Here is a 26708-nt window from a genome sequence, read left to right as displayed (position 1 = left end):
TGCCCCGAGTCGGATTCGAACCGACGCTGTCGGTGGTTTGAGCACCGTGTCTCTACCGCTGGACTACCGGGGCTTCCTCTAAAACAAAGGCTGGCGGTCACCCGCCGTGCCCCCACTTTACCGCAGCTAGGTACCCTCATGTCAGCAGTACCCCTGCCCCGAACAAGGAGCCCCCGTGACCGCCCCCGAGTCGCCCCAGCCCGTCGCCGACGACGATGACAAGTCGCACGTGCCTCCGCTGACGACCCGTGTCGTCATCGCCGAGGACGAGGCCCTGATCCGTCTCGATCTCAAGGAGATGCTCGAAGAGGAGGGCTACTCCGTCGTGGGCGAGGCCGGTGACGGGGAGCAGGCCGTCGAGCTGGCCCGGGAGCACCGGCCGGATCTCGTGATCCTCGATGTGAAGATGCCGAAGATGGACGGGATCTCGGCGGCGGAGAAGATCGCCGAGGAGCGTATCGCGCCGGTGCTGATGCTGACCGCGTTCTCGCAGCGCGACCTGGTGGAGCGGGCCCGGGACGCGGGGGCGATGGCGTATCTGGTGAAGCCGTTCAGCAAGAGTGACGTGGTGCCGGCGATCGAGATGGCGGTGTCGCGGTTCACGGAGCTGAAGGAGCTGGAGAACGAGGTCGCCGACCTCACGCTCCGGCTGGAGACGCGGAAGCTGGTGGACCGGGCGAAGTCGATTCTGCAGACGGAGTACGGGTTGACGGAGCCGGCGGCGTTCCGTTGGATCCAGAAGACGTCGATGGACCGTCGGATGTCGATGCAGCAGGTCGCGGAGGCGGTCATCCAGGACGCGGACGAGAAGAAGGCTGCGAAGGGCTGACCGACCCGGTACACACGTACGTCGAGGCCCGCACCCCCTATCTGGAAGGGGGTGCGGGCCTCGTCGTCGTGCGGGGGCGGGCTAGTCCTCGCCGAGGTACGCCTTGCGGACGGACTCGTCGTGGAGCAGGTCGGAGCCGGTGCCGGAGAGGACGACCTTGCCGATCTCCATGACGTGGCCCTGGTCGGCGAGGGAGAGCGCGGCCTGCGCGTTCTGTTCGACGAGCAGGATCGTGGTGCCCTGGGACTTCAGCTCGGCGATTGTCGCCATGATCTTCTGCATCATGATCGGCGAGAGGCCCATGGAGGGCTCGTCGAGCATGAGCAGCTTGGGCTGGGACATGAGCGCGCGGCCCATGGCCAGCATCTGCTGCTCGCCGCCGGAGAGGGTTCCGGCGGCCTGCTTGCGGCGCTCTCCCAGGATGGGGAAGAGGTCGTAGGCGCGCTGGATGTCCTTCTCGATGCCGGGCTTGTCGCTGCGCAGGAAGGCGCCGAGGCGGAGGTTGTCCTCGATGGTCATGCGCGGGAAGATGTGCCGCCCCTCGGGGGAGTGGGCGAGTCCGAGCGCGACGATGTCGTGCGCGGGGACCTTCTTGAGCGATTTGCCGTTGAACTTGATCTGGCCGCCGACGGGCTTGAGGAGGCCGGAGAGGGTGCGCAGGGTGGTGGTCTTGCCGGCGCCGTTGGTGCCGATGAGGGTGACGACTTCGCCGGCGTTGACCTTGAAGGAGATGCCCTTGACGGCTTCGATCTTGCCGTAGGCGACCCGGAGGTCCTCTACTTCGAGCAGTGGGGTCATCGGTCGTTCTCCTTGCCGGGCACGGTGTCCGTGGTGGGCTCGGCGTTCGCTTCGGCGGCTTCGACCTCGGCGACCTCGTCCTGGCCGGGTGCGTCTTCGAAGGGTTCGCCGAGGTAGGCGGCGACGACGCGTTCGTCGCCCTGGACGGTGGCGCTGTCGCCTTCGACGAGTTTTTCGCCCTGGACGAGGACGGCGACGCGGTCGCAGAGGTTGAAGATGAACCGCATGTCGTGCTCGATGACGAGGACGGCGATGCCCTGGTCGCGGATGGCGAACACCAGTTCTTCGGTGGTTCGCGTCTCCTGGGGGTTCATGCCGGCGGTGGGCTCGTCGAGGAGGAGCAGGCCGGGCTCGCTGGCGAGGGCGCGCGCGATTTCGAGCTTGCGCTGTTCGCCGTAGGGGAGGTTGCGGGCGAGGTGTTCGGCCTTGGCGTCGAGGCCGACGAACTCCAGGAGTTCCATGGCGCGTTCGCGGGAGGCCTTTTCGGCCTTGTGGAAGCCGGGGCCGCGCAGGAGGGCGGACCAGAGGCCTTCCTTGGTGCGGGTGTGGCGTCCTACGAGGACGTTCTCCAGGACCGTCATGTTGGCGAACAGGCGGATGTTCTGGAAGGTGCGGGCGATGCCGGCCGCGGTGACCTTGAAGGATTTGGGCGGCAGGACCTGGCCCTTGTAGCGGACTTCGCCCTCGGTGGGGATGTAGAGGCCGGTGAGGCAGTTGAAGAAGGTCGTCTTGCCGGCGCCGTTGGGGCCGATCAGTCCGACGATCTCGCCGCTGTTGACGGTGAGGTTGACGTTGCGTACGGCGGTGAGGCCGCCGAAGCGCATGGTGACGCCGCGGGCGTCGAGGACGGTCTCGCCGGCGGCGCTGGAGCCGGGGGCGGTGTCCTTGGTGGTGGTGTCGGTAGTCATGGTGGTCAGGCCCCTGCCTTGCTGAGCACTGCGGGCGCTTCGGCCTCTTCGTGGAATTCGAGCTGGCGGCGCCGGTTGGGGATGAGGCCCTCCGGGCGGAAGCGCATCAGGAGGACGAGCGCGAGTCCGAAGGCGAAGAGCTGGTAGTCGTCCAGGAACTGGAGCTTGGACGGGATGAGGTAGAGCAGTGCGGCGCCGACGAGCGGGCCGCTGATGGTGCCCATGCCGCCGAGGACGACCGCTGCGAGGAGGAAGGCCGAGTTGGGCGGGACGACTGCGGCGAACTGGTACTGCTCGGGTGTCACGGTGTAGGTGACGTGGGCCTGGACCGTGCCGGCGAGGCCGGCGAGGGCGGCGCCGAGGGCGAAGGCGATGAGCTTGACGCGGAAGCCGTTGATGCCCATGGCGAGGGCGGCGGTCTCGTCCTCGCGGATGGCGATCCAGGCGCGGCCGATGCGGGAGTCGCTGCTGCGCCGGAAGACGATGACGACGACCAGCGTGATGAGGAGCATCAGCAGGAAGTAGTTGGCGAAGCGGGCGATGGTGAAGCCCAGGATGGTGTGTTCCTGGCCGAAGTCGAACCCGAGGATGTTGAGGTTCGGGATCGAGGAGATGCCGTTGGAGCCGTTGGTGATGTCGGGGCCGGAGGTGCCGTCCATGTTGAGGACGGTGATCCGGAAGATCTCACCGAAGCCGAGCGTCACGATGGCGAGGTAGTCGCCGCGCAGGCGCAGGGTGGGGGCGCCGATGATGACGCCGAAGATCATGGCGACGGCGGCGCCGAGGATGGCGGAGGCCCAGAACGGCAGGTGGATGTCGAAGGGGGAGGAGGGGGAGCCGGAGACCATGGCCGCGGTGTAGGCGCCGACGCCGAGGAAGGCGACGTATCCGAGGTCGAGGAGGCCGGCGAGGCCGACGACGATGTTGAGGCCGAGGGCGACGGTGGCGAAGATCAGGATGTAGACGCCGATGGTCGCGTACTGGTCGTCGGACTGGGTGAAGGGGAAGGCGGCGGCCGCGACGAACGCGCCGATCATCGTCACGTTGCGGTGCTTGGCGGTGAGCGCCGAGATCCGGCCCACGAGGCCGGCCTTGGCGGCTGCGCCGAAGCCGAAGCCGGCGGTGATGAGGAAGCCGATGAACAGTTCGTCGTACTCGGTGCCGATGCCGTAGGTGAAGACGGTGAGGCCGAGGGCGAGTGCGGCGACGATGATCAGGATTTCGGCGTACGCGGGCAGTTGGCGCGCGGGGGTGGCGGTGCCGGAGGCGAAGGCTCCCTTGACGACGGTCCGCTGTTGGCGGGCCTTGTGGCGGAACTGGTCCCAGCCGGTGTCGTCGGGGTCGCCGGGTTCGGTCTCCGGTCGTGCGTAGGGCAGGGAGAGGGCGCCGAGCAGGGCCACGAGGGTCGCGATGCCCGCGATCCAGCCGCCGGGTTCCAGGTTGACGACGCCGCCGAGCTTGGCGCTGATCGCGATGATCGTGTACCAGGCGGTGGTGAAGGTGCCGAGTGCGGCCAGTTTGAGGGCGCTGTCGGCGCCTGCGGGGGTCAGCCAGCGCAGGCCCTTGATGCCGTAGGAGGACAGGCCGAGGAGGGTGGTGAGGGCGCCGCCGATGAGGACGAGGACCTGGAGGCCGCCGGGGTAGCCGTAGACGGTGAGGTCACCGGGGAAGGCGGAGGTCCAGGTCCATGCCATGAAGGTGGAGACGATGGCGAGGGCTCCGCCGCCGGTGGCGAGGGCGCGGCCGAGGTGCGGGGGGATGCCCACGAGGCTGGTCGGGGTGCCGGCGGCGGTGGTGTTGCCGGTGGTGCGCGGTGCTGTGGTCTGTGTGGTCATCGGTGTCACGCCCTGTCCGACACGCGCTCGCCGAGCAGGCCCTGTGGCCTGACGAGGAGGACGAGGATGAGGAGTACGAACGCCCAGACGTTGGCCCAGGACTGGCTGCCGAACTGGTCCATCCCGGGGATGTCGGAGATGTAGGCGGTGGAGAGGGCTTCGGCGACGCCGAGGACCAGGCCGCCGAGCATGGCGCCGTAGATGTTGCCGATGCCGCCGAGGACGGCCGCGGTGAACGCCTTGAGGCCGAGGATGAAGCCCATGCGGAACTGGACTTCGCCGTACTTGAGGCCGTAGGCGACGGAGCCGACGGCGGCGAAGGCGGCGCCGAGGGCGAAGGCGACCACGATGATGCGGTCGGTGTTGATGCCCATGAGCTTGGCGGTGTCGGGGTCCTGCGCGGTGGCCTGCATGCCGCGGCCGGTGCGGGTCTTCATGACGAAGTAGGCGAGGATCGCCATGCTGATGGGGGCGGCGAGCAGCAGGAAGATGTCACCGGTCTGGATGGTGACGCTGCCGATCTGGAAGGGGCCGCCCTCGATCTGGGGGAAGGTGATCGCGGACCGGGCGTTGGGGTACCAGGCCCATACCGCCTGCTGGAGGGCGAGGGAGAGGCCGATGGCGGTGATGAGGGGCGCGAGGCGTGGTGCTGTGCGCAGGGGGCGGTAGGCGAATCGTTCGGCGCCGACCGCGACGAGCACGGCGACGAGTACGCCGCCTATGAGCATGAGGGGCAGTGCCACCCACATGGACGTGCCGTCGGGCAGCACGTACAGGTACATGGTGAGGGCGCCGAATCCGCCCACCATGAAGATCTCACCGTGGGCGAAGTTGATGAGCTGGACGATGCCATAGACCATCGTGTAGCCGATGGCGACCAGCCCGTACATGGATCCCAGTAGCAGGCCGTTGACCAGCTGCTGCGGCAGTTCGTTCACCGCATGTCCTCCGAGACTTCGGATATATCGAGGGATGTGACCGGATGCGAGTCCGCGCGGGGCGCCAGTGGTGCGGCGCCCCGCGCGGCTCAGGGATGGGTGTGGGTGAGGGTCAGCCGGAGTAGGTGCCGGACTTGACGGCCTTCCACTCGCCGCCCTCGACGGAGTACACGGTGAGCTGCTTGTTGGTGGCGTCGCCGTACTCGTCGAAGGAGACCTTGCCGGTCACGCCGTCGAAGGAGACGTTCTGCACGGCCTCGGTGACCTTGGCGCGGGCGTCGTCCGGGAGCTTGCCGTTGTTGTCCTCGACGACCTTCTTGACGGCCTCGATGATGGCCCAGGCCGAGTCGTAGGAGTAGCCGCCGTAGGCCTCGTAGGCCTCCTTGTATCCGGCGGTCTTGTAGTTGGCGACGAACTCCTTGGCGGAGGCGAGTTCCTCGACGGGGGCGCCGACGGAGGTGGCGAGGTCGCCGGTGCCGCTGGCGCCGGCCAGCTTGATGAAGTCGGCGCTGTAGATGCCGTCACCGCCGACGACGGGGACCTTGGCGCCCGCGGCCTTGATCTGCTTGCTGAGCGGGCCGGCCTGGGGGTACTCGCCGCCGTAGTAGACGACGTCGGCGCCGGAGGACTTGACCTTGGTGGCGACCGCGGAGAAGTCCTTGGTCTCGGGGTCGATGTGCTCGGTGCCGACGACCTTGCCGCCGAGCTTCTTGAACTCCGCGGAGAAGGTGGCGGCCAGGCCGGCGCCGTAGGTCTTCTTGTCGTCGATGACGAAGACCTTCTTCTTCTTCGCGTCCTTGAAGACGTACTGCGCGGCGAACGGGCCCTGGATGGCGTCCGTGGTCGCGGTGCGGAAGTACGACTTGTACGGGCGGACCTTGCTCTTCTGCCAGTCCGGGCCCTGGGTCAGGGCCGGGTTGGTGTTGGCCGGGGAGACCTCGACGAGCTTGGCGTCGTCGAAGACCTTCTGCATGGACTCGGCGACGGACGAGTTCAGCGGGCCGACGACACCGAGGACGTTCTTGTCGGCGACGAGCTTGGTGGCGTTCTGCTGGCCCGAGGAGGGCTGCGCCTGGTCGTCGAGGGCCTCGATCTTGAAGGTGACGCCCTCGACGTACTTGTCCTTGTTGGCCGTCTTGGCGGCCAGGTCCACGGAGTTCTTGATGCCGAGACCCAGCGCGGACAGGTCACCGGTCAGCGGGGCGTCGACGCCGATGACGACAGTGGTGCCACTGCCGGTGTCCGAGCCGCTTTTGCCGTCGTCGCGCGAACCGCAGGCGGTGAGAGTGAGTGCTCCCGCCGCCAGCGCGGCGGTGATGGCTATGAGCGAACGTTGACGCACGATCAGTCCTTTCCCTGGCACGGCCCTTCCTGTTTGAAAGGGGCCGAGTCGAGCGCTGGGCCGAAGACGTGACTTCGATTCCGGTGGCGCGGTGACTGGCCGTGACTCTAAGCGGGTGTAGGGAATGTGTAGGAGAGTCTGACCAAGGCTGTGACGCTCTTGTTATGACACGAGGTAATGCAGAGCGGTACTCAGTGGGTGGAAGTGCGGAATTCAGGCCGATTCGCCCTGTCCACATGGTGAGAACATGCAGGGTCGACGCGGGTAGGTTCAGGAGTGTTCAAGTTTTTGGTGCTGACGCGGAATCGTTGCCACAGGCGACCTGGAGGGCGTCGGAGAGGTCCCGTGCGTAGCGCTCGCCCAGCATGAAACTGTGCGCTTCTATTGCGCGCGTATTACGTAGAGTTACGTCCAGGAAAGGAAGCCCGGGGTTCTCGGGCGCTTTCCGGCATTCGGTGACGCGCATGGTGACGGCGATGCTTCGGGACCGGTCCGTCCCGATCCGTACCGGAGTGCGCGGATCCGTTCGCAGGGAGAGCCCCGCGTAGGGCTGGGTCATCCGCTCGACGGTGACCGGGGGGCCGGACAGCACGCGCAGCTCCACCTCGAAGCGGAAGCTCGTGCGCGGGGATCCGGCGGGCGGGGTCACCCGGCCCAGATAGCTGACGCCGACCGCCTGGGAGGGGTAGGGCGGGGCCGCGGGCTCGGGCGGCGGTGCGGGCTCGGGGCGGGTGGCGTACAGGTAGCCGCCGCCCGTGAGCACGGCGAGGACCGTCGCCACCGTGAGCACGGCACGTCGATGACGGGCGTACGCCTGCGCGTACCGTCCGCGGGGAGGATCGGGCACGCGCGCGATGTCCGCCTCGGAGCCGTCCCAGGTGCCCTCGCCCGGCTCCACGGGGCCGACCCCGCTCACCGCCAGGGTCCCTCGCCGGGCCCGCCCGAGCGGTACCAGGTCTCGCAGTCCGTCCGGGCCCGCCGGTCGATCAGCCGGTCGGCGGCCCTCGGGCCCGTGCGCCGCTGCTCGGCCCGTGCCGCGTCCACGACCCCCCGCAGGATCTCGTACTGCCCGTTCGAGAGCCCCATGGACTGGTAGTCCCCGTAGGTGCCGCTGTCGAGCACCTGCCGCGACCAGTACGACACGATCTTCGCGCACAGCTCCTCGCGCGGGGTGGCCGACGGGGAGGGCGAGCCGCCGCCCCGCGCGGACGCCGGTCCGCCCGTGGTGTCCGGCGCCGCGCACCCGGTGGCCAGGACGCCGGTCAGCACTGCGAGCCCGAGCGCCACGCGCGGCCAGGGTGCTCTTGCCGTTGCCATGCCCCGACGCTAGGGCCTGAGCGCCGTGCGGGACCAGAGGCGATAAGGCTCCCGCCCCGGCCCGGCCCCCGTCCGCACGCATCAGCCGGACGTCCCCGCCCGCTCGCCCGGGGCCGCCGGGGCGTCACGCAGCAGGCAGGTCAGGCGGGCCGTGCAGACCCGCTTGCCGGCCTCGTCGCTGACGACGATCTCGTACGTGGCCGTCGAGCGCCCCCGGTGCAGCGGGGTGGCGACGCCGGTCACCAGCCCGGACCGCACGCCCCGGTGGTGGGTGCAGTTCAGGTCGACGCCCACGGCGATCTTGGAGCTGCCGGCGTGCAGCATGGAGCCGACCGATCCGAGCGTCTCCGCCAGCACGGCGGACGCGCCGCCGTGCAGCAGGCCGTACGGCTGGGTGTTGCCCTCCACGGGCATCGTGCCGACGACCCGGTCCGCGGAGGCCTCCACGATCCGCACGCCCATCCGCGTGCCCAGATGTCCCGCGGAGAACATCGCCACCAGGTCGATGCCGAGGGCCGCGTACTCGTCGATGACCTCTTGCGGGAACTTCGCGTGGTGCTGCTCGCCCATGGGGCTCCGTCCGTCCTCGATCGAAAGTGCCGCCGGCGGTCGGGTGCCGGCACCTGAGCAAACGCTCAGTCGGTCGACGATTGTTCCAGACGGATCACGACGGACTTGCTGGCCGGGGTGTTGCTGGTGTCGGCGGTGGCGTCCAGCGGAACCAGGACGTTGGTCTCCGGGTAGTAGGCGGCCGCGCAGCCGCGGGCCGTCGGATAGTGCACCACCCGGAAGCCGTCGGCCCGACGCTCCACGCCGTCCCGCCACTCGCTCACCAGATCCACGTACGAGCCGTCCGCGAGCTTCAGCGCCCGCGCGTCCTCGGGGTTGACCAGCACGACCCGGCGGCCGTTCCTGATCCCCCGGTAGCGGTCGTCCAGGCCGTAGATCGTGGTGTTGTACTGGTCGTGCGAGCGCAGCGTCTGCAGCAGGAGGCGGCCCTCCGGCAGCCGCGGGTACTCCACGGGCGCGGCCGTGAAGTTGGCCTTGCCGGTGGCGGTGGGGAAGCGCCGCTCGTCGCGCGGGGCGTGCGGGAGGGCGAAGCCGGCGGGGTCGGCCACGCGCGCGTTGAAGTTTTCGAAACCGGGCACCACGCGCGCGATGCGGTCGCGGATCGTCGCGTAGTCCTTCTCGAACTCCTCCCACGGCGTACGGCTGTCCTCGCCGAGCACCCGGCGGGCCAGCCGGCAGACGATGGCCGTCTCGGACAGCAGCTGCCCGCTCGCGGGCTCCAGCCGGCCGCGCGAGGCGTGCACCATGCCCATGGAGTCCTCGACGGTCACGAACTGCTCGCCGCCGCCCTGGAGATCGCGCTCGGTGCGGCCGAGGGTGGGCAGGATCAGGGCCCGCGCGCCCGTGACCGCGTGCGAGCGGTTCAGCTTCGTCGACACGTGCACGGTGAGCCGGGCGCGGCGCATGGCCGCCTCCGTGACCTCGGTGTCGGGGGAGGCCGAGACGAAGTTGCCGCCCATGGCGAAGAAGACCTTCGCCTTGTCGTCGCGCATGGCCCTGATGGCCCGTACGACGTCGTAGCCGTGCTCGCGGGGCGGGGCGAAGCCGAACTCCCTCTCCAGGGCGTCCAGGAAGGCCGGGGCGGGCCGTTCGAAGATGCCCATCGTGCGGTCGCCCTGCACGTTGGAGTGGCCGCGCACCGGGCAGACGCCCGCGCCGGGGCGGCCGATGTTGCCGCGCAGCAGAAGGAAGTTGACCACCTCGCGGATGGTCGGCACCGAGTGCTTGTGCTGGGTGAGGCCCATGGCCCAGCAGACGATGGTCCGCTTCGAGGCGAGGACCATGCGCAGCGCCTCGTCGATCTTCTCGCGCGACAGGCCGGTCGCGGTGAGCGTCTCGTCCCAGTCGGCGGCGCGGGCGGCCTCGGCGAACTCCTCGAAGCCGTGGGTGTGCCCGGCGACGAACTCCTCGTCGACCGCGCCCGAGCCCGTGCCGGAGGCACTGTCGTGCTCAGCCAGGATCAGCTTGTTGAGGAGGCGGAACAGGGCCTGGTCGCCGCCGATGCGGATCTGCAGGAACAGGTCGGTGAGGGCGGCGCCCTTGAGCATGCCCTGGGGGGTCTGCGGGTTCTTGAACCGCTCCAGACCGGCCTCGGGCAGCGGGTTGACGGTGATGATCTTCGCGCCGTTGGCCTTGGCCTTCTCCAGCGCGGAGAGCATCCGGGGGTGGTTCGTCCCCGGGTTCTGCCCGGCCACGATGATCAGATCGGCCTTGTAGAGGTCCTCCAGCAGGACGCTGCCCTTGCCGACGCCGATGGTCTCGGACAGCGCGGAGCCCGACGACTCGTGGCACATGTTGGAGCAGTCCGGCAGGTTGTTCGTGCCGAACTCGCGGGCGAAGAGCTGATACAGGAACGCGGCCTCGTTGCTCGTGCGGCCCGAGGTGTAGAAGAGGGCCTCGTCGGGAGAGGCGAGGGCCTTCAGTTCCTCGGCGACGATGTCGAAGGCGCGCTCCCAGGACACCGGCTCGTACCGGTCGCCGCCCTCGGGCAGGTACATGGGGTGGGTGAGCCGCCCCTGCTGGCCGAGCCAGTAACCACTGCGCGTGGCGAGGTCGGCCACGGTGTGGGCCGCGAAGAACTCGGGCGTGACCCGGCGCAGCGTCGCCTCCTCGGCGACGGCCTTGGCGCCGTTCTCGCAGAACTCCGCGGCGTGCCGGTGGTCCGGCTCCGGCCAGGCGCAGCCCGGGCAGTCGAAGCCGTCCTTCTGGTTGACCCGCAGCAGCGTCAGCGCGGTCCGCTTCACACCCATCTGCTGTTGCGCGATCCGCAACGTGTGCCCGATCGCCGGCAGGCCCGCCGCGGCATGCTTGGGCTCCGCGACCTGCGGCGCGTCCTGAACCGGATCACTCTTCGGCGCCTTGCCGGCCATGGCTGCTCCCCATTCGCATGCGCGTGCTGTTCGGGCGTGAGGCTACGCCTCCGATCCTCGCACGTGTAAGCGCCGGTGAACGGGGCGGTGGGGTGGTCGGGGCCGGCCGGTGTGAGAGACCGGGAGGGGCCGAGGTCGGCCGGGGAAGGGGTGTAAGCGCGTGTGGGCGTACGGCTGCGAGTACGCGGCGCACGGGGTCGTCCCGCCCCTTCCTCCGCGGTGCCGAGGGCGGGGGTCGGCCGCCGGCCCGCAGTGCGCAACCGGCCACATCCCCCGCGCCGAACCGGTCGTCCTCGCCCGGAGCGGCCCCCCGTCACGTCCCTGGGGTCCGGCTGTCAGTGGCACGTGGCAGGATCGGGTCCGTGGCAGAGACTGGATCGAAGAAGACCGACAGCACCCCCGGCGGCAGCCGTCCGCGGCTCATGCTCATGGACGGGCACTCGCTGGCCTATCGCGCGTTCTTCGCGCTGCCCGCGGAGAACTTCACGACGGCGACGGGCCAGCCGACCAACGCGATCTACGGCTTCGCGTCGATGCTGGCGAACACGCTGCGCGACGAGGCCCCCACCCACTTCGCGGTCGCGTTCGACGTCTCCCGCAAGACCTGGCGCTCCGAGGAGTTCACCGAGTACAAGGCGAACCGCTCGAAGACGCCGGACGAGTTCAAGGGCCAGGTCGAACTGCTCGGTGAGCTGCTCGACGCGATGCACGCCGTCCGCTTCGCCGTCGACGGCTTCGAGGCGGACGACATCATCGCCACCCTCGCCACCCAGGCCGAGGCGGAGGGCTTCGAGGTCCTCATCGTCACCGGTGACCGTGACTCGTTCCAGCTCGTCAGCGACCACACCACCGTGCTCTACCCGACGAAGGGTGTCTCGGAGCTGACCCGGTTCACCCCGGAGAAGGTGTTCGAGAAGTACGGCCTCACCCCGGCCCAGTACCCGGACTTCGCGGCCCTGCGCGGCGACCCGTCCGACAACCTCCCCGGCATCCCCGGCGTCGGCGAGAAGACCGCCGCGAAGTGGATCAACCAGTTCGGTTCGTTCGCGGATCTCGTCGAGCGCGTCGAGGAGGTCAAGGGCAAGGCCGGGCAGAACCTCCGCGACCACCTGGAGGCCGTCAAGCTCAACCGCCGCCTCACCGAGATGGTGCGCACCGTCGAACTGCCCAAGGGCGTCGCCGACCTGGAGCGCGCCGCGTACGACCGCAAGGCCGTCGCGATGGTCCTGGACACCCTGGAGATCCGCAACCCGTCGCTGCGCGAGCGTCTGCTGGCCGTCGACCCGGGCGCCGAGGAGGCGGAGGCCGGTCAGCCGGCCGCCCCCGGCGTCGAGGTGGACGGCACGGTCCTCGGCTCCGGCGAGGTGGCCCCCTGGCTCGCCGAGCACGGCACGGAGATCCTCGGCGTCGCCACGGTCGACACCTGGGCGCTCGGCGCGGGCTCGGTGGCCGAGATCGCGCTCGCCGCGGCCGGGGGAGCGGCCGCCTGGTTCGACCCGACCGAACTGGACGAGGCGGACGAGACCGCGTGGGCGGCCTGGCTGGCCGACACCGCGAAGCCGAAGGTGTTCCACAACGCCAAGGCCGCGATGCGGGTCTTCGCCGAGCACGGCTGGACCGTCGAGGGCGTCGGCATGGACACCGCCCTCGCCGCGTACCTCGTCAAGCCGGGCCGCCGTTCCTTCGACCTGGACGCGCTCACTTTGGAGTACCTGGGCCGCGAGCTGGCCCCGGCCGCCACGGCCGACGGCCAGCTGGCCTTCGGGGCGGACGAGGGCGCCGAGGCCGACGCGCTGATGGTGCAGGCCCGCGCGATCCTCGACCTCGGCGTGGCGTTCGGCGAGCGTCTGGAGGAGGTCGGCGCGGTCGACCTCCTGCGGGACGTGGAGCTGCCCACCTCCGCGCTCCTGGCCCGGATGGAACGCCACGGCATCGCGGCGGACCGGGCCCACCTGGAGGCCATGGAGCAGATGTTCGCGGGCGCTGTGCAGCAGGCGGTGAAGGAGGCGCACGCGGCGGCGGGGCACGAGTTCAACCTGGGCTCGCCCAAGCAGCTCCAGGAAGTCCTCTTCGGCGAGCTGGGCCTGCCCAAGACCAAGCGGACGAAGACGGGCTACACCACGGACGCGGACGCCCTGGCCTGGCTCGCCGGCCAGACGGACAACGAGCTGCCGGTCATCATGCTCCGCCACCGCGAGCAGGCGAAGCTGCGCGTCACGGTCGAGGGCCTGATCAAGACGATCGCCGCGGACGGCCGGATCCACACGAGCTTCAGCCAGACGGTCGCCGCCACGGGCCGCCTGTCCTCCACGGACCCCAACCTCCAGAACGTCCCGGTCCGCACCGACGAGGGCCGTGCCATCCGTCGCGGCTTCGTCGTCGGCGAGGGCTACGAGTCGCTGATGACGGCGGACTACAGCCAGATCGAACTGCGGGTGATGGCGCATCTCTCCGAGGACGAGGGCCTGATCGAGGCGTTCACCTCCGGCGAGGACCTGCACACCACGGCGGCCGCGCGCGTCTTCGGGGTGGAGCAGTCGGCGGTGGACGCGGAGATGCGCCGCAAGATCAAGGCGATGTCGTACGGCCTGGCCTACGGCCTGTCCGCGTTCGGCCTCTCCCAGCAGCTGAACATCGAGGCGGGTGAGGCGCGCGCCCTGATCGACGCGTACTTCGAGCGCTTCGGCGGCGTACGGGACTATCTGCGCCGGGTCGTGGACGAGGCGCGGGCGACGGGGTACACGGCGACGCTGTTCGGGCGCCGGCGGTATCTGCCCGACCTCAACAGCGACAACCGCCAGCGTCGCGAGGCCGCCGAGCGGATGGCCCTCAACGCGCCGATCCAGGGCACCGCCGCCGACATCGTCAAGATCGCCATGCTGAACGTCGGCCGCGCCCTGGACGAGGCCGGTCTCGCCTCCCGCATGCTCCTGCAGGTACACGACGAAATCGTCCTGGAGATCGCCCCCGGCGAACGCGACCGCGTCGAGCAGCTCCTGCGCCACGAGATGGCCGACGCGGTCCACCTGAGGGCCCCGCTGGACGTCTCGGTGGGCCACGGCCCGGACTGGGAGTCGGCGGCCCACTGACCGACCACGGCCGGGCTTCGGAGGCGGGGCCCCGCGCCGATGGAAGGCGCGGGGCCCCAGCCCCTGCCTTCCAGCGGCGCGGGAAACTGCGCGACCAGCCCCCACCGGGCCTGCACCCGCCGACGGAACCAGCCCCCACTGGGCCTGCACCCGCCGACGGAACCCGCACCGGCGGGCCCGCACTCCTCGTCGGAACCCGCACCGGCGGGCCCGCACTCCTCGTCGGAACCCGCACCGGCAGGCCCGCACCCGCCGACGGAACCCGCACCCAAGAACCGCCCTGGTGATCACCCGTCCGGCCCACACCAGGACGCCCCCGGCAGCGCCCAGCCGTAAGGATGCCCGCATGGGCATACGCACGCTCCGCCGCCGTACAGCGACAGCTGCCACCCGCCTGTCAGGGGTGCGAACCCGCCTCACCCGGGCCCCCTGGGCCCGCCCACGCGTCCGGCGGCCGCACAGCCTCTACCCCTGGCCGCTGACCCACCCCCTGGCGGCCCTCCTCGGACACGTCCCCCCGTACGCGGCCCGCGCCGCCAGGCCCCGCTTCCCCAGCGGCGCCCCGGCCCGCCGCCGCCCGGCGGTCAGCGGCGGACCGAGCTGTCCGCCTCCGCGTCCACCGCGGGCGCCGCAGCGGCGGGAGCCGGGCGCCGCGCCCTGACGCCGACGCCGTAGAGGAGCACGCCGGCCACGAGCCCGGCGCCCGCCCCGAAGCACACGGTCGGGATCACCTCGTACGGCTTGGCGACCGACCCCCAGTGCGCCCACCAGCGGGCCACCCGCTGCACGGCCGCGACCAGCGCGCAGCCCCCGATGACGGCGCCCGCCACCCACCGGTCGGCCGCGGAGAGCACGGGCACGCCCACGGGTTCGACCGCGGGCTGCCGGCGCAGGGCCACCACGACGAAGACGGCGATCACGACCGCCGCGACGGCGGAGCCGCCGTACTGGAGGTACCAGTAGAGCGGCGAGCCCGCGATCTCCTCGCCGAGGACGGGCAGCAGCCGCATCCCCCACCGGTCGAGATGCGTGAACGCGTCCCATACGACATGGGTCAGCGAGCCGAAGGCGGCGCAGACGTACCACCACAGGGCCAGCGAGAGGCTGAACGGCCGCGTTCCCGCCCCGCAGCGCACCAGTGCGGCCACCCGCCCCTGCCGCCCCCTCGGCAGCAGGGCGACCAGCGGCTCCCGGAGCAACAGCCACAGCCCGGCCAGCGCCCAGGTGACGAGGACGTCGACGGTGAACACCCCGGCGAAGGAGTGCGTGACGTCCCCGAACTCCATGGCCTGTGGCAGCACGCTCGCCACGTAGTAGGTCATGTCCGGCGCGAGCGAACCGGCGACGAGGACCGACGGCACCAGGGGCCCGCGCCCGGTCCCGTTCGCCCGCAGGGCGGGCAGCACGGCGGCCGCGTGGCTGAGCGTGAAGGGCAAGTCGTCCCCCTGTGACGGACTTTGGCCGGACGTGTCGGCCCGGCGATGACCGGTGGCCAGTATGCGTGACCTGTCCCCGCGCGTCCGAAGGGCGCCCGCGCGACAGTGAATCGATATGGCCAATCGGTGAATATCGGGCGCGAACGGGTGTCCGGGCGACGCGAGTTGTCGTAGGGTCGCCTGGGTCGTCGCCCCGGTCGGTGGGTTGGCCGCCGGAGTTCTGGAAAAGGAATGCCGGGACAGGGCAACCAAGACCGGAACTCCGGAGTCGGTGTACCTGTGCGGGAAAGCCGGTTCGCCGAAACCGGAAAAACGCCCGAGACGTCAAGAAGCGGTAATACACGGCAGTAAGCGGAATGAACGTTGACGCGTTCGACCACCGGGGAGGGGTTCGCTCAATGGCGGCGCAGTTCGGTTTGAGGCTCCGCAAGGGGGCGGCCACGACCGCCCTGGCCGCGGCCACGGTGGCGGCGCTCGCCGCCTCCCAGGCCCCGGGCGTGACCACCGACGGTGCGGGCAGACAGACCGCGGGCTCGCCCTCGCCGGAGATGAGCACCCAGGCCGACGAGACCGCTTCGGGCAACTCGCGGTACTACACGGACCTGCCGCCCCTCGACAGCCCCACCCCGACCACGGGTCCGGGCGGCGCCCCGGGCACGACCGGCGCCTCCGAGAGCGGCATACCCGCGACCGTCCTCGACGCGTACAAGAAGGCCGAGGCCTCCCTGCGCGAGTCCAAGCCCGGCTGCAACCTGCCCTGGGAACTCCTCGCCGCCATCGGCAAGGTGGAGTCCGGTCAGGCCGGTGGCGGCCGTGTCGACGCCGAGGGCACCACGATCGGCAAGAAGATCCTCGGCCCCCCGCTCAACGGCAACGGCTTCGCCAACATCAGCGACACCGACAACGGCGCGTACGACGACGACAGCACGCACGACCGCGCGGTCGGCCCCATGCAGTTCATCCCCTCCACCTGGGAGTGGGCGGGCCGCGACGGCAACGGCGACGGCGCCAAGGACCCCAACAACGTCTACGACGCCGCCCTCGCGGCCGGCCACTACCTGTGCCGCTTCGACTGGGACCTGTCGAACGACGCGAACCTGCGCAGCGCGATCCTCAGCTACAACAACTCGACGGAGTACTACAACACCGTCATGTCGTGGCTGGCGCACTACCGCAAGGGCACCCACGAGATCCCGGACGGCACCGGCTCCCTGCCCCAGACGCCGAGCGGCCCCGGCAACAACACCGGCACCGGCGGCAACAACGGCAACGGCAACGGCAACGGCAACGGTGGCTCCACGCCGAGCCCCAAGCCCACACCGCCGAAGCCGCCCAAGGAGACCCCGAGCGCTCCGGGCAGCGGCCCCACCCCGCCGCCGCCGACCACCAACCCGCCCACGCCGCCGGGGACGCCCACCGACTCGGTGCACCACCTGGAGAACGCGGGCGCGGCGAGCCTCACCGCGACGGCCGGCGACACCTTCACCGGCAAGCTCGCCGCCCGCACGGAGACCAAGGCGGGCAAGGCCGTGGCGAAGGTGCGGGTCCGCTTCACCGTCGTCGGCGCCACGGACACCACCTTCACCGGCGGCGAGAAGGTCGCGACCGTCCTTACCGACAGCACGGGCAAGGCCACCGCGCCCGCGCTCGTGGCCGGTGAGAAGACCGGCGACCTCACGATCCGCACCACCGTCGTGGGCCGCACCGTGGCCGCCCTGGACCACAAGGCCACCGTCACCGCCCGCCGGGCCGACGCCCTCGCCCGCGTCGGCACCACCGCGCTGACCTGCGTCCCGGGCGGCGAGTTCGCGGAGCGGATCGAGGTGAAGGCCACCTATCGGGGCGAGATCGCGGACAAGGTCGCGGCCACGGCGACCCTCGTCACCTCGCTCCTCGACGCCACCGAGAACGACAAGGGCCCCTACTTCGAGGACGCGGACGGCAAGCCCGTGCGCACCTTCGCCCTGGAGAGCGACGCGGGCGGTGTCCTCACGCTCCCGAAGCTGTCCGCGGACGACGCCACCGGCACGTTCCTGCTCCGCATCCAGACCGAGGGCGGTGCGACCCTCACCCTCGAACTGAAGGTGGAGGCGCCCGCCGACACGGCCGAGCCGACCGGATCGGACGGGCCGACCGGATCGGACGAGCCCGCGACGCCGAGCCCCGGCGCGTCCTGACCCGCACCCACCGCGTACGGCCATGGCGGCGTCCCTCTCCCGAGGGGCGCCGCCGACGCCGTTGTGTGTGCGACGTGTTCTCATCTCGCCCGGCCGTTGCTACCGTGCCGGATCTGACGAACTATCAGTTTCCGTCGTGAGTCCCGTAGTCGGGAGGTCCGTATGCGCGCCCTGATCGCCGCCGCGACCGGTCTGGCCCTCGCCTTCGCCCTGGTGTTCACGATCACGGTGCTCGGCTCACCGACGGGCGAGACCTCACCGAAGCCGTTGCTGACGACGGTCCCCGCACATCCGTAGCCGCACCAGCCGAGGGCGGCCGCACGCCCACAACCGTCCGGGAGGGAGGCCGAGATGCGCCGTAGGGCCGGCCTGATCCTGCTCGCGCTCGCCGTGTTCTTCACCGCCCTGTCCCCACTGGTGCGCTGGTACGCCTTCCCGCACCTGGCCAAGATCCCGGCGAACCAGTACCAGGACATGGTCCTGGAGGCGAAGGACGCCACCCTCCTCGACTACGCCACGATGACCGCCCGCACGGTCCCGAAGGTCACCATCGTGCAGACCCTCAAGGGCGACGTGGAGGCGTCCGAGGCCATCGAGAAGGACACCGACCGGGACGTCGTCGTCTGGGACGGCCTGTCCTACGTCCAGGGCCCGGACGGGGAAATGGTCTCCCGGATCCCCGAGCGCTACATCTTCGACGCCCACACCCAGGAACCCGTGCACGCCAAGGGCGAGATGGTCGACGGCGACCCCGTGAAACGGGAGGGTCTGGAATTCAAATGGCCCTTCCTCACGGAGAAGAGGGACTACGAGTACTTCGATGCCCAGGCCCGGATCACCGCCCCCATCCACTACAAGGGCACCCAGGACTTCCGGGGCGTCGAGGTCTACTACTTCGAGCAGACCATCCCCTGGACCGAGGTGTCCTTCCCGCGGGTCATGCCCGTGAAGGGCATCACCCGCGAGACGGTCGCCGGGACGGGCACGACCCGCTGGTACACCACGGTCCGCAAGTTCTGGGTGGAACCCGTGACCGGCGCCCCCGTCTACGGCGAGGAGATCCACAAGGAGGAACTCCGCGGCGGCACCCTCCTGGGCGACCGCGAGAAGGTGACCGCCTTCGCCGGGCACGTGAAGATGCGCGAGGACTACATCGAGCACACGGTCGGCCTGGTGAAATCCCAGCGCCTGCTCGTCCTGCTCATGACGTCCTACCTGCCCTGGGGCTTCCTCGCCCTCGGTATCGGGCTCCTCGCCCTCTCCCTCTGGGTCGAGGCCCGCGGCCGACGGCCCGGCGCGGCCGCGTCCAGCAGGCCTCCGGCGCCCGAGCCGGTCAACGCCTGAGCCGCGCGTTGGTGTACCGGGTGGGCTCGGCCGTCGCCGGGTCCTCCGGCCACGGATGCCTGGGGTAGCGGCCCCGCAACTCCGCCCGTACGGCCCGGTACCCGTCCTTCCAGAAGGAGGCGAGATCGGCGGTGACGGCGGCGGGCCGCCCGGCGGGGGACAGCAGATGCACCAGCACCGGCACCCCGGCCAGGACGGGCGACTCCCGCAGCCCGAACATCTCCTGCAGCTTCACCGCCAGCACCGGCTGCTCGGGCCGCGCGTAGTCGACCCGGATCCGGGACCCGCTCGGCACCTCGATCCGTTCGGGCGCCAGTTCCTCCAGCCGTACCGCGTCCCCCGTGGCCCACGGCAGCAACCGCTTCAGCGCCTCCCCGGCGTCGATCCGCCCGAGGTCCGCCCGCCGCCGGGCCCGCCCCAGCTCGGGCTCCAGCCACTCCTCCACGCGCGCGTGCAGAGCGTCGTCGGAGACATCCGGCCAGGGCGCGCCGAGCCGCCCGTGCAGAAAGGCCAGCCGCTCCCGCAGCCGGGTGCCGTCCTGCGACCACCGCAGCAGCCCGAACCCCTCGGCCCGCAGCCCCTCCAGCAACGCCTCCCGTACGAGCCCCAAGGCCGCCTCCCGCAACGGCCGCACCGCCAGCTCCACGGCCCCCAGCCGCTCCACCCGCCGGGCCACGACGTCCCCGTCCCGCCACGCCACCTCCTCGCCCCGGCCGTACAGACTCCCGGCCGCCTCCCGGGCGATCCCCTCGTCGACGGCCGCCCCGAGCCGCACGCGCGCGTGCCCCGCACCCACCGCCCGGTCGGCGACGGCCACGGCGATCCAGGGCGCCCCGCGCAACCCGGACCCCTCGCCCACCTCGGCCCGGGTCCCGGAGACCATCAGATAGCCGCCCCTGTCCTCCCGCGCCACCCGCTCCGGAAACGCCAGCGCCGCCACGACCCCCACCCCCCGCTCATCTCCGGCGCCGGCGTCCCGCGTCGCGGACGCCCGCTTCGACGAGGGCTCCGACGCGGGCTGCGACGCGGCCCGAAGCCGCCGTACCTCCGTGCGCCAGCGAGCCGCATAGGCGTCACCCCCGCGCCGGGCGGTCCGCAGCGCGGCGGTGAGATCGTCGCCGTACTCCCGCGGGGGCTCCTCGCTCAGCAGCGCGACGACCTCGGCGGCCCGCTCCGCCCCCACCAACGGCGTCGCGTCCAGGAGCGCACGCGCCAGCCGGGGGTGCAGGCCGAGCCGGGCCATGCGTGCGCCCCGGTCCGTGGCGTGCCCGGTGGGGGAGACCGCGCCGATCGCGGAGAGGACGTCGCGGGCCGCCGCCATCGCCCCGCTCGGAGGCGGGTCCAGAAGCGCGAGCCCGGAGGCGTCCGGATCGCCCCAGCAGGCCGCCTGGAGGGCGAACGCGGTCAGGTCGGCCACCTTGATCTCCGGCGAAGGGAAACCCGGCAGGCGGCCGTCCTCGGCCTCGGCCCAGCACCGGTAGACCGCGCCGGGCGCCTCACGTCCGGCCCGTCCGGCCCGCTGCCGTCCGGCCGCCCGCGAGGCCCGCACCGTCGTCAGCGTGCCGATCCCGCGCGCGTGGTCGACACGCGGCTCCCGCGCGAGCCCGGAGTCGACGACCACCCGCACCCCGGGCACCGTCAGCGAGGACTCGGCCACCGAGGTCGCCAGGACCACCCGGCGCCCCTCCCCGCCCGTCAGCACCGCGTCCTGCACGGCCGCCGGTGCCCGCCCGTGCACCTGGAGCACCTCCACGTCTGCGAGACCCGCCAACTGTCCGGCCACCCGCGCGATCTCACCCACCCCGGGCAGGAAACAGAGCACGTCCCCCGCCCGCTCGGCCAGCGCCCGCCGCACCACCGACGCCACATGCGTCAGCGCCGCCGGGTCCACCCGCATCCCGTGCGGGGGCCGTACCGGACGCGGCGGCGGCGCCCACACCACCTCGACCGGGTACGAGACGCCCTGCGCCGCGACCACCGGCGCCCCGCCCAGCAGCCGTGCCCAGCCCTGCGCGTCGGTCGTCGCCGACGCCGCCACCAGCCGCAGCCCGGGCCGCAGCGCCTCGCGGACGTCGAGCAGGAACGCCGCCGCCGTGTCCGCGTCCAGATGCCGCTCATGGCACTCGTCGAGCACCACGACGTCGACGCCCGGCAGCTCCTGGTCCCGCTGCAGCCGTTGCAGCAGGACACCCGTCGTGACGACCTCCACGCGCGCGCGTGGCCCGACGACCCGCTCGCCGCGCACGGTGTAGCCGACGCTCGCGCCGACCTTCTCGCCCAGCAGCCACGCCATCCGCCGCGCCGCTGCCCGCGCCGCGATCCGCCGCGGCTCGGCGACGACCACCCGCCGCACCGGGCCGCCGTCCAGCAGCCCCGCCAGCGCCAGGGGCACCAGCGTCGTCTTGCCGGTCCCGGGCGGCGCGACGAGGACGGCCGCGCCGTGCCCCTCCAGGGCGTCGTCCAGCGCGGGCAGGGCGGTGCGCACGGGCAGTGCGTCCAGGGCGTCGTAACGGATCACGCCCCCAGTGTCGTACGCCCCCGGAAACGTCCTCCACGCGCGCGTGCCTCTTTCCCGCTCGCACGCGCGGGAAGAGGTACGCGGAACCCGCCGGACCCGCTCCCGCTCAGTCCCGCTCGCACACGAAGATCGCCGACCCCGGGATCAGGTTGCCGCGCAGCGGCGACCAGCCGCCCCACTCGGAGGTGTTCCAGGCGGGCCACTCCGGCTCGACCAGGTCCACCAGCCGGAAGTCCGCCGCCACGACGTCCCGGACGCGGTCGCCGATCGTGCGGTGGTGCTCGACGTACACCGCCCGGCCCTCCTCGTCCTGCTCCACGTACGGAGTGCGGTCGAAGTAGGAGCCGGAGACGGACAGGCCCTCCGGGCCGGGCTCGTCGGGGAACGCCCAGCGGATCGGATGGGTCACCGAGAAGACGAAACGGCCCCCGGGACGCAGGACACGACGGACCTCCCGCAGCACCCGCACCGGGTCGGCGACGAAGGGCAGCGCCCCGTACGCCGAGCACGCCAGGTCGAAGGAGCCGTCCGCGAAGGGCAGGTCGCCGGCGTCGGCGCACACCAGCGGGAACGATCCGCCGATGCGCAGGGCGTGCTGGAGCTGGCGGTGGGAGAGGTCCAGGGCCACCGGACGGGCGCCCTGGGCGGCCAGCCAGCGCGCGCACTGCGCGGCGCCGGCCCCGATCTCCAGGACGTCCTTGCCCTTCAGCTCCTCGGACGGCCCCAGCAGCTCCGCCTCCACCTCGTCGAGCCCCTCCGGGCCCCACACGAAGCGGTCGTCGCCGAGGAAGGTGCCGTGCTCGATCTGGTACTCGTCGGCGTTGCGGTCCCACCAGCCCCGGTTGGCCCGGGAACTCTCCGTCACACCGGCCTCGCGCCGGGTGGCCTCCGCTTCGTCGGCCTCCGGTGCGCCGGGGGCCCCGGGTGCCCCGCGTACCTCGGCGGGCTCGTGGACTTCAGGCTCTTGGATGATCGGCTCCCTCGTCGTACTCTTCCGTAACCTGCGTGGCGCGACCCGCTCCGGTGGTGTCACGAATGGGGTCTCCCAGGCCTGCGTGGCCTCACGGGACAGGTTTTGTGCCGGGTATGCGGCGTTCCGCCCCGGGTGTGCGCCTTCGCGCATTGACCCTGCCTGGCTGCCCCCGTATGCTACAAGTTGCGCTGCGGGCCTGCGCACCTCAGACGTAGCAGGCTGCGCTCGCATCTGTCGTATGTCCCCTCGGTTGTCGAGGCGCCACCGGATTTCGCAAGTGGCGCTTCCTAGGCTGTCCGGCTTCTTCAGAGCGATACGGGCTCCCGGCGTAGCAGTACCTACGACTCACTGTCCGTACCGGAGCCCTTTCCCACATGACGAGCAGCACCGAGACCACCTCTACCACCCCGCAGGTAGCGGTCAACGACATCGGTAACGAGGAAGCCTTCCTCGCCGCGATCGACGAGACGATCAAGTACTTCAACGACGGCGACATCGTCGACGGCGTCATCGTGAAGGTCGACCGGGACGAGGTCCTGCTCGACATCGGTTACAAGACCGAAGGTGTCATCCCGAGCCGCGAGCTCTCGATCAAGCACGACGTCGACCCCAACGAGGTCGTCAAGGTCGGCGACGAGATCGAAGCCCTTGTTCTCCAGAAGGAGGACAAGGAAGGCCGCCTGATCCTCTCGAAGAAGCGCGCCCAGTACGAGCGCGCCTGGGGCACCATCGAGAAGATCAAGGAAGAGGACGGCATCGTCACCGGTACCGTCATCGAGGTCGTCAAGGGTGGTCTCATCCTCGACATCGGCCTCCGTGGCTTCCTGCCGGCCTCCCTCGTCGAGATGCGCCGTGTCCGCGACCTCCAGCCCTACGTGGGCAAGGAGCTCGAGGCGAAGATCATCGAGCTGGACAAGAACCGCAACAACGTGGTCCTGTCCCGCCGTGCCTGGCTGGAGCAGACCCAGTCCGAGGTCCGTCAGACGTTCCTCACGACCCTCCAGAAGGGTCAGGTCCGCTCCGGCGTGGTCTCCTCGATCGTCAACTTCGGTGCCTTCGTGGACCTGGGTGGCGTCGACGGTCTGGTCCACGTCTCCGAGCTGTCCTGGAAGCACATCGACCACCCCTCCGAGGTCGTCGAGGTCGGCCAGGAGGTCACGGTCGAGGTCCTCGACGTCGACATGGACCGCGAGCGCGTCTCCCTGTCGCTGAAGGCGACCCAGGAAGACCCGTGGCAGCAGTTCGCCCGGACCCACCAGATCGGCCAGGTCGTGCCCGGCAAGGTCACGAAGCTGGTTCCGTTCGGTGCGTTCGTCCGCGTGGACGAGGGCATCGAGGGTCTGGTCCACATCTCCGAGCTGGCCGAGCGCCACGTGGAGATCCCGGAGCAGGTCGTCCAGGTCAACGACGAGATCTTCGTCAAGGTCATCGACATCGACCTCGAGCGCCGTCGCATCAGCCTCTCGCTGAAGCAGGCCAACGAGTCCTTCGGTGCCGACCCGGCCTCGGTCGAGTTCGACCCGACCCTGTACGGCATGGCCGCGTCCTACGACGACCAGGGCAACTACATCTACCCCGAGGGCTTCGACCCCGAGACCAACGACTGGCTCGAGGGCTTCGAGTCCCAGCGTGAGGTGTGGGAGGGCCAGTACGCCGAGGCGCAGCAGCGCTTCGAGCAGCACCAGGCCCAGGTCATCAAGTCCCGCGAGGCCGACGAGGCCGCTGCCGCCGAGGGCGGCGACGCCGCGGGTGCGGCTCCGGCCGCGGGTGGTGGCTCGTCGTACTCCTCCGAGGGTGCGGACACCTCCGGTGCCCTCGCTTCGGACGAGGCCCTGGCCGCCCTGCGCGAGAAGCTGGCCGGAGGCCAGAGCTGAACGCAGACGGCTGAGCACTAGCCGATAACACCTCGGGCCCGCATCCACCAGGATGCGGGCCCGAAGTGCGTCCGGGGGTGTATGTGCACCGCCCCGTCCGGGAGTTGCCCGCCGGGGCACCGCGACGGGCGGCCGGGACGCGGAGTCGACGCCGGGGCGCGCGCACCGGGGGCCGCGGCCTGCGCGGGTGCTCAACTCCGCGGCGCAGGCGCGACCGTGCTCCACGCGCGCGTGCCACGGCCGTAGCGGCGCGCCCGCACACGTGGAACGGTCGACGGGAATGCCCCGCCCCCGGTCCGCGTTGTGCAGTAGGAACACGAGGAGGAGCGGTCACAGTGCTTGATCCGCAGGGTTTGTACGCATGGGAGCCGAAGGGCCTGGCCGTCGTCGACATGGCACTCGCCCAGGAATCGGCGGGACTTGTCATGCTCTACCACTTCGACGGATATATCGACGCGGGTGAGACGGGCGACCAGATCGTCGAACGGCTCCTCGGCTCGGCTCCCCACCAGGTCGTGGCGCGCTTCGACCACGACCGGCTCGTGGACTACCGGGCCCGCCGCCCGCTGCTGACGTTCAAGCGCGACCGCTGGACCGAGTACGAGGAGCCGGCCCTGGAGGTACGGCTCGTCCAGGATGCCACCGGTGCCCCCTTCCTGCTGCTGTCCGGCCCCGAGCCGGACGTGGAGTGGGAACGTTTCGCGGCCGCCGTCCAGCAGATCGTGGAGCGCCTCGGCGTACGCCTCTCGGTGAACTTCCACGGCATCCCCATGGGCGTGCCGCACACCCGCCCGGTCGGCCTCACGCCGCACGGCAACCGGGCGGAGCTGGTCCCCGGCCACCGCAGCCCCTTCGAGGAGGCCCAGGTGCCCGGCAGCGCCGAGGCCCTCGTCGAGTACCGCCTCATGGAGGCCGGACACGACGTGCTGGGTGTCGCCGCGCACGTACCGCACTACATCGCCCGCTCGCCCTACCCGGACGCGGCCCTGACCGTCCTGGAGGCCGTCACGGCCGCCACCGGCCTGGTGCTGCCCTCGGTCGCGCACGCCCTGCGCACGGAGGCCCACCGCACGCAGACGGAGATCGACCGGCAGATCCGGGAGGGTGACGAGGAACTGGTCGCCCTCGTCCAGGGCCTGGAGCACCAGTACGACGCGGCCGCGGGCGCCGAGACACGGGGCAACATGCTCGCCGAGCCCGTCGACATCCCCTCCGCCGACGAGATCGGGCGCGAGTTCGAGAAGTTCCTGGCCGAGCGGGAGGGCGAGGGCTGAGCCCCGCCCCGCCCGCCCGCCGCGGCAGGGCCTAAGCTGCCGGGCATGCTGAAAGTGGGTCTCACCGGCGGTATCGGCGCCGGCAAGAGCGAGGTGTCGCGGCTGCTCGTGGAGCACGGCGCCGTGCTGATCGACGCGGACCGCATCGCGCGCGAGGTCGTCGCCCCGGGCACTGCCGGGCTCGCGGCGGTCGTCGAGACCTTCGGCGAGGGCGTGCTCGCGCCGGACGGCGGCCTGGACCGGCCCAGGCTGGGCTCCCTCGTCTTCGCCGACCCCGAGAAGCTCGCCGCGCTGAACGCGATCGTGCACCCCCTGGTCGGCGCCCGCTCCAGAGAGCTGGAGGAGTCCGCCGCCGAGGACTCCGTCGTCGTCCACGACGTCCCCCTGCTCACCGAGAACGGCCTCGCCCCGCTGTACGACCTGGTCGTCGTCGTGGACGTGGCCCCCGAGACCCAGCTCGACCGTCTGCTGCGCCTGCGCGGCATGACGGAGGAGGACGCACGCGCGCGCATGGCCGCCCAGGCGGCCCGCGAGAAGCGTCTGGAGATCGCGGACATCGTCATCGACAACGACGTACCGCTGGAGGACCTCCGGCAGCGGGTGCGGGAGGTCTGGGCGGATCTCACCCGGCGGGCCCACGCGGCCCGGCAACGATCCGAACGCACACTGGAATAGCCGGGTCCGCGGGCGCGTTGGACCGGTGCAGCAAGGGAAGGACTCAGCCGTGCCCGAGACCAGCGGTTCCACCGGACGTACCCCGGAGACGCACGTCATCGACTTCCGCGCCGCCGAACACCTGCTCGCCGCGCGCGATCCGCGGGGTGCGGTCAAGCTGCTCGACAAAGTCATAGCCGAGCATCCCGAGAACACGGCGGCCCGGCTGCTGCGCGCCCGCGCCTTCTTCGCGGCGGCCCAACTGCGGCCCGCCGAGCTGGAGTTCACCATCGTCCTGGAGCGCGAGCCGGACAACGCGTTCGCGCACTTCGCCCTCGCCCGCACCTATCAGCGCCAGTCGCGCGACGACGAGGCCAAGCGTCACTTCCGGCTCGCCGCGGCCCTCGACCCCAACCCGCAGTACCTGGAAGCGGCACGCTTCGACTCCTGACGGCCGCAAGCC

The 26708-nt window shown here is 71.1% G+C and carries 21 protein-coding genes and 1 tRNA gene; 9 read left to right on the top strand and 13 right to left on the bottom strand.

Features of this window, described 5'->3' with window-relative positions; all coding sequences use genetic code 11:
* Positions 1-73 (bottom strand) — tRNA-Leu (locus ACWCRJ_RS18585).
* A 102-nt stretch (positions 74-175) separates the two neighbouring features.
* Between ACWCRJ_RS18585 and ACWCRJ_RS18580 the strand changes: the two genes are divergently transcribed.
* Positions 176-829: an ANTAR domain-containing response regulator gene (locus tag ACWCRJ_RS18580; RefSeq protein ID WP_450940271.1), complete on the top strand. Its 654-nt coding sequence runs from the start codon at positions 176-178 to the stop codon at positions 827-829.
* 81 nt (positions 830-910) lie between these two features.
* On the opposite strand, the gene ACWCRJ_RS18575 is transcribed toward ACWCRJ_RS18580, so the two are convergent.
* From ACWCRJ_RS18575 to ACWCRJ_RS18535, 9 genes are all read right to left on the bottom strand, one after another.
* On the bottom strand, positions 911-1627 hold the full coding sequence (locus ACWCRJ_RS18575) for an ABC transporter ATP-binding protein (RefSeq protein ID WP_450940270.1): 717 nt from the start codon (positions 1625-1627) through the stop codon (positions 911-913).
* Positions 1624-2535 carry an ABC transporter ATP-binding protein gene (locus tag ACWCRJ_RS18570; RefSeq protein WP_005478064.1) on the bottom strand — a complete coding sequence of 304 codons (912 nt, stop codon included), beginning with the start codon at positions 2533-2535 and terminating at the stop codon, positions 1624-1626. The genes ACWCRJ_RS18575 and ACWCRJ_RS18570 overlap by 4 nt, the downstream gene beginning before the upstream one ends.
* A 5-nt stretch (positions 2536-2540) precedes the next feature.
* Complete coding sequence (locus ACWCRJ_RS18565; protein ID WP_450940269.1) at positions 2541-4370, bottom strand: branched-chain amino acid ABC transporter permease; 1830 nt, start codon at positions 4368-4370, stop codon at positions 2541-2543.
* Between the two features lie 5 nt (positions 4371-4375).
* Positions 4376-5308, bottom strand: a complete 933-nt coding sequence (locus ACWCRJ_RS18560) for a branched-chain amino acid ABC transporter permease (protein ID WP_450940268.1) — start codon at positions 5306-5308, stop codon at positions 4376-4378.
* Positions 5309-5420: 112 nt separating this feature from the next.
* A complete protein-coding gene (locus ACWCRJ_RS18555) occupies positions 5421-6650 on the bottom strand; it encodes a branched-chain amino acid ABC transporter substrate-binding protein (RefSeq protein ID WP_450940267.1) in 1230 nt (409 codons plus the stop codon).
* Positions 6651-6930: 280 nt separating this feature from the next.
* Positions 6931-7566, bottom strand: a complete 636-nt coding sequence (locus tag ACWCRJ_RS18550; RefSeq protein ID WP_450940266.1) for a Tat pathway signal sequence domain protein — start codon at positions 7564-7566, stop codon at positions 6931-6933.
* A complete protein-coding gene (locus ACWCRJ_RS18545; protein WP_450940265.1) occupies positions 7563-7967 on the bottom strand; it encodes a hypothetical protein in 405 nt (134 codons plus the stop codon). Before ACWCRJ_RS18545 ends, ACWCRJ_RS18550 begins: the two co-directional genes overlap by 4 nt.
* Before the next feature lie 81 nt (positions 7968-8048).
* Positions 8049-8537 (bottom strand): PaaI family thioesterase, encoded by a 489-nt coding sequence (locus tag ACWCRJ_RS18540; RefSeq protein WP_450940264.1) that lies wholly within the window; start codon positions 8535-8537, stop codon positions 8049-8051.
* A gap of 65 nt (positions 8538-8602) precedes the next feature.
* Positions 8603-10906, bottom strand: coding sequence for an FdhF/YdeP family oxidoreductase (locus tag ACWCRJ_RS18535; protein WP_450940263.1), 2304 nt, complete (start codon positions 10904-10906; stop codon positions 8603-8605).
* A gap of 362 nt (positions 10907-11268) precedes the next feature.
* On the opposite strand from ACWCRJ_RS18535, the gene polA reads away from it, so the two are divergent.
* Positions 11269-13995, top strand: coding sequence for a DNA polymerase I (gene polA, locus ACWCRJ_RS18530; protein ID WP_450940262.1), 2727 nt, complete (start codon positions 11269-11271; stop codon positions 13993-13995).
* A gap of 584 nt (positions 13996-14579) precedes the next feature.
* On the opposite strand, the gene ACWCRJ_RS18525 is transcribed toward polA, so the two are convergent.
* Complete coding sequence (locus tag ACWCRJ_RS18525; protein ID WP_450940261.1) at positions 14580-15431, bottom strand: DUF4184 family protein; 852 nt, start codon at positions 15429-15431, stop codon at positions 14580-14582.
* Between the two features lie 398 nt (positions 15432-15829).
* Between ACWCRJ_RS18525 and ACWCRJ_RS18520 the strand changes: the two genes are divergently transcribed.
* The 3 genes from ACWCRJ_RS18520 to ACWCRJ_RS18510 all read left to right on the top strand — a co-directional run bounded on the left by ACWCRJ_RS18520 (position 15830) and on the right by ACWCRJ_RS18510 (position 18952).
* A complete protein-coding gene (locus tag ACWCRJ_RS18520) occupies positions 15830-17608 on the top strand; it encodes a lytic transglycosylase domain-containing protein (RefSeq protein WP_450940260.1) in 1779 nt (592 codons plus the stop codon).
* A 162-nt stretch (positions 17609-17770) separates the two neighbouring features.
* A complete protein-coding gene (locus ACWCRJ_RS18515; protein ID WP_005478043.1) occupies positions 17771-17905 on the top strand; it encodes an SPW_0924 family protein in 135 nt (44 codons plus the stop codon).
* A 54-nt stretch (positions 17906-17959) separates the two neighbouring features.
* Entirely contained in the window at positions 17960-18952 is a 993-nt protein-coding gene (locus tag ACWCRJ_RS18510) for a DUF3068 domain-containing protein (protein WP_450940259.1), read from the top strand.
* On the opposite strand, the gene hrpB is transcribed toward ACWCRJ_RS18510, so the two are convergent.
* Together hrpB and ACWCRJ_RS18500 are read right to left on the bottom strand one after the other, a co-directional pair.
* Positions 18942-21470 (bottom strand): ATP-dependent helicase HrpB, encoded by a 2529-nt coding sequence (gene hrpB, locus ACWCRJ_RS18505; RefSeq protein WP_450940258.1) that lies wholly within the window; start codon positions 21468-21470, stop codon positions 18942-18944. The genes ACWCRJ_RS18510 and hrpB overlap by 11 nt on opposite strands.
* Before the next feature lie 106 nt (positions 21471-21576).
* The gene (locus tag ACWCRJ_RS18500; protein WP_450940257.1) at positions 21577-22503 is read right to left on the bottom strand and encodes a class I SAM-dependent methyltransferase; all 927 of its coding nucleotides are present in this window, start codon (positions 22501-22503) and stop codon (positions 21577-21579) included.
* A gap of 314 nt (positions 22504-22817) precedes the next feature.
* Here ACWCRJ_RS18500 and rpsA point away from each other — a divergent pair, with 314 nt between their 5' ends.
* The 4 genes from rpsA to ACWCRJ_RS18480 all read left to right on the top strand — a co-directional run bounded on the left by rpsA (position 22818) and on the right by ACWCRJ_RS18480 (position 26696).
* Positions 22818-24317: a 30S ribosomal protein S1 gene (gene rpsA / locus ACWCRJ_RS18495; RefSeq protein WP_450940256.1), complete on the top strand. Its 1500-nt coding sequence runs from the start codon at positions 22818-22820 to the stop codon at positions 24315-24317.
* Positions 24318-24652: 335 nt separating this feature from the next.
* On the top strand, positions 24653-25591 hold the full coding sequence (locus ACWCRJ_RS18490) for a PAC2 family protein (protein WP_450940255.1): 939 nt from the start codon (positions 24653-24655) through the stop codon (positions 25589-25591).
* Between the two features lie 45 nt (positions 25592-25636).
* The gene (gene coaE, locus ACWCRJ_RS18485; RefSeq protein WP_450940254.1) at positions 25637-26266 is read left to right on the top strand and encodes a dephospho-CoA kinase; all 630 of its coding nucleotides are present in this window, start codon (positions 25637-25639) and stop codon (positions 26264-26266) included.
* 49 nt (positions 26267-26315) lie between these two features.
* On the top strand, positions 26316-26696 hold the full coding sequence (locus tag ACWCRJ_RS18480) for a tetratricopeptide repeat protein (protein WP_450940253.1): 381 nt from the start codon (positions 26316-26318) through the stop codon (positions 26694-26696).
* The last annotated feature ends 12 nt before the right edge of the window (positions 26697-26708 follow it).

It is taken from the genome of Streptomyces sp. NPDC002324 (assembly GCF_053593335.1).
The sequence above is the reverse complement of the archived record's forward strand: the minus strand, read 5'-3'. Positions and strand labels throughout refer to the sequence as shown.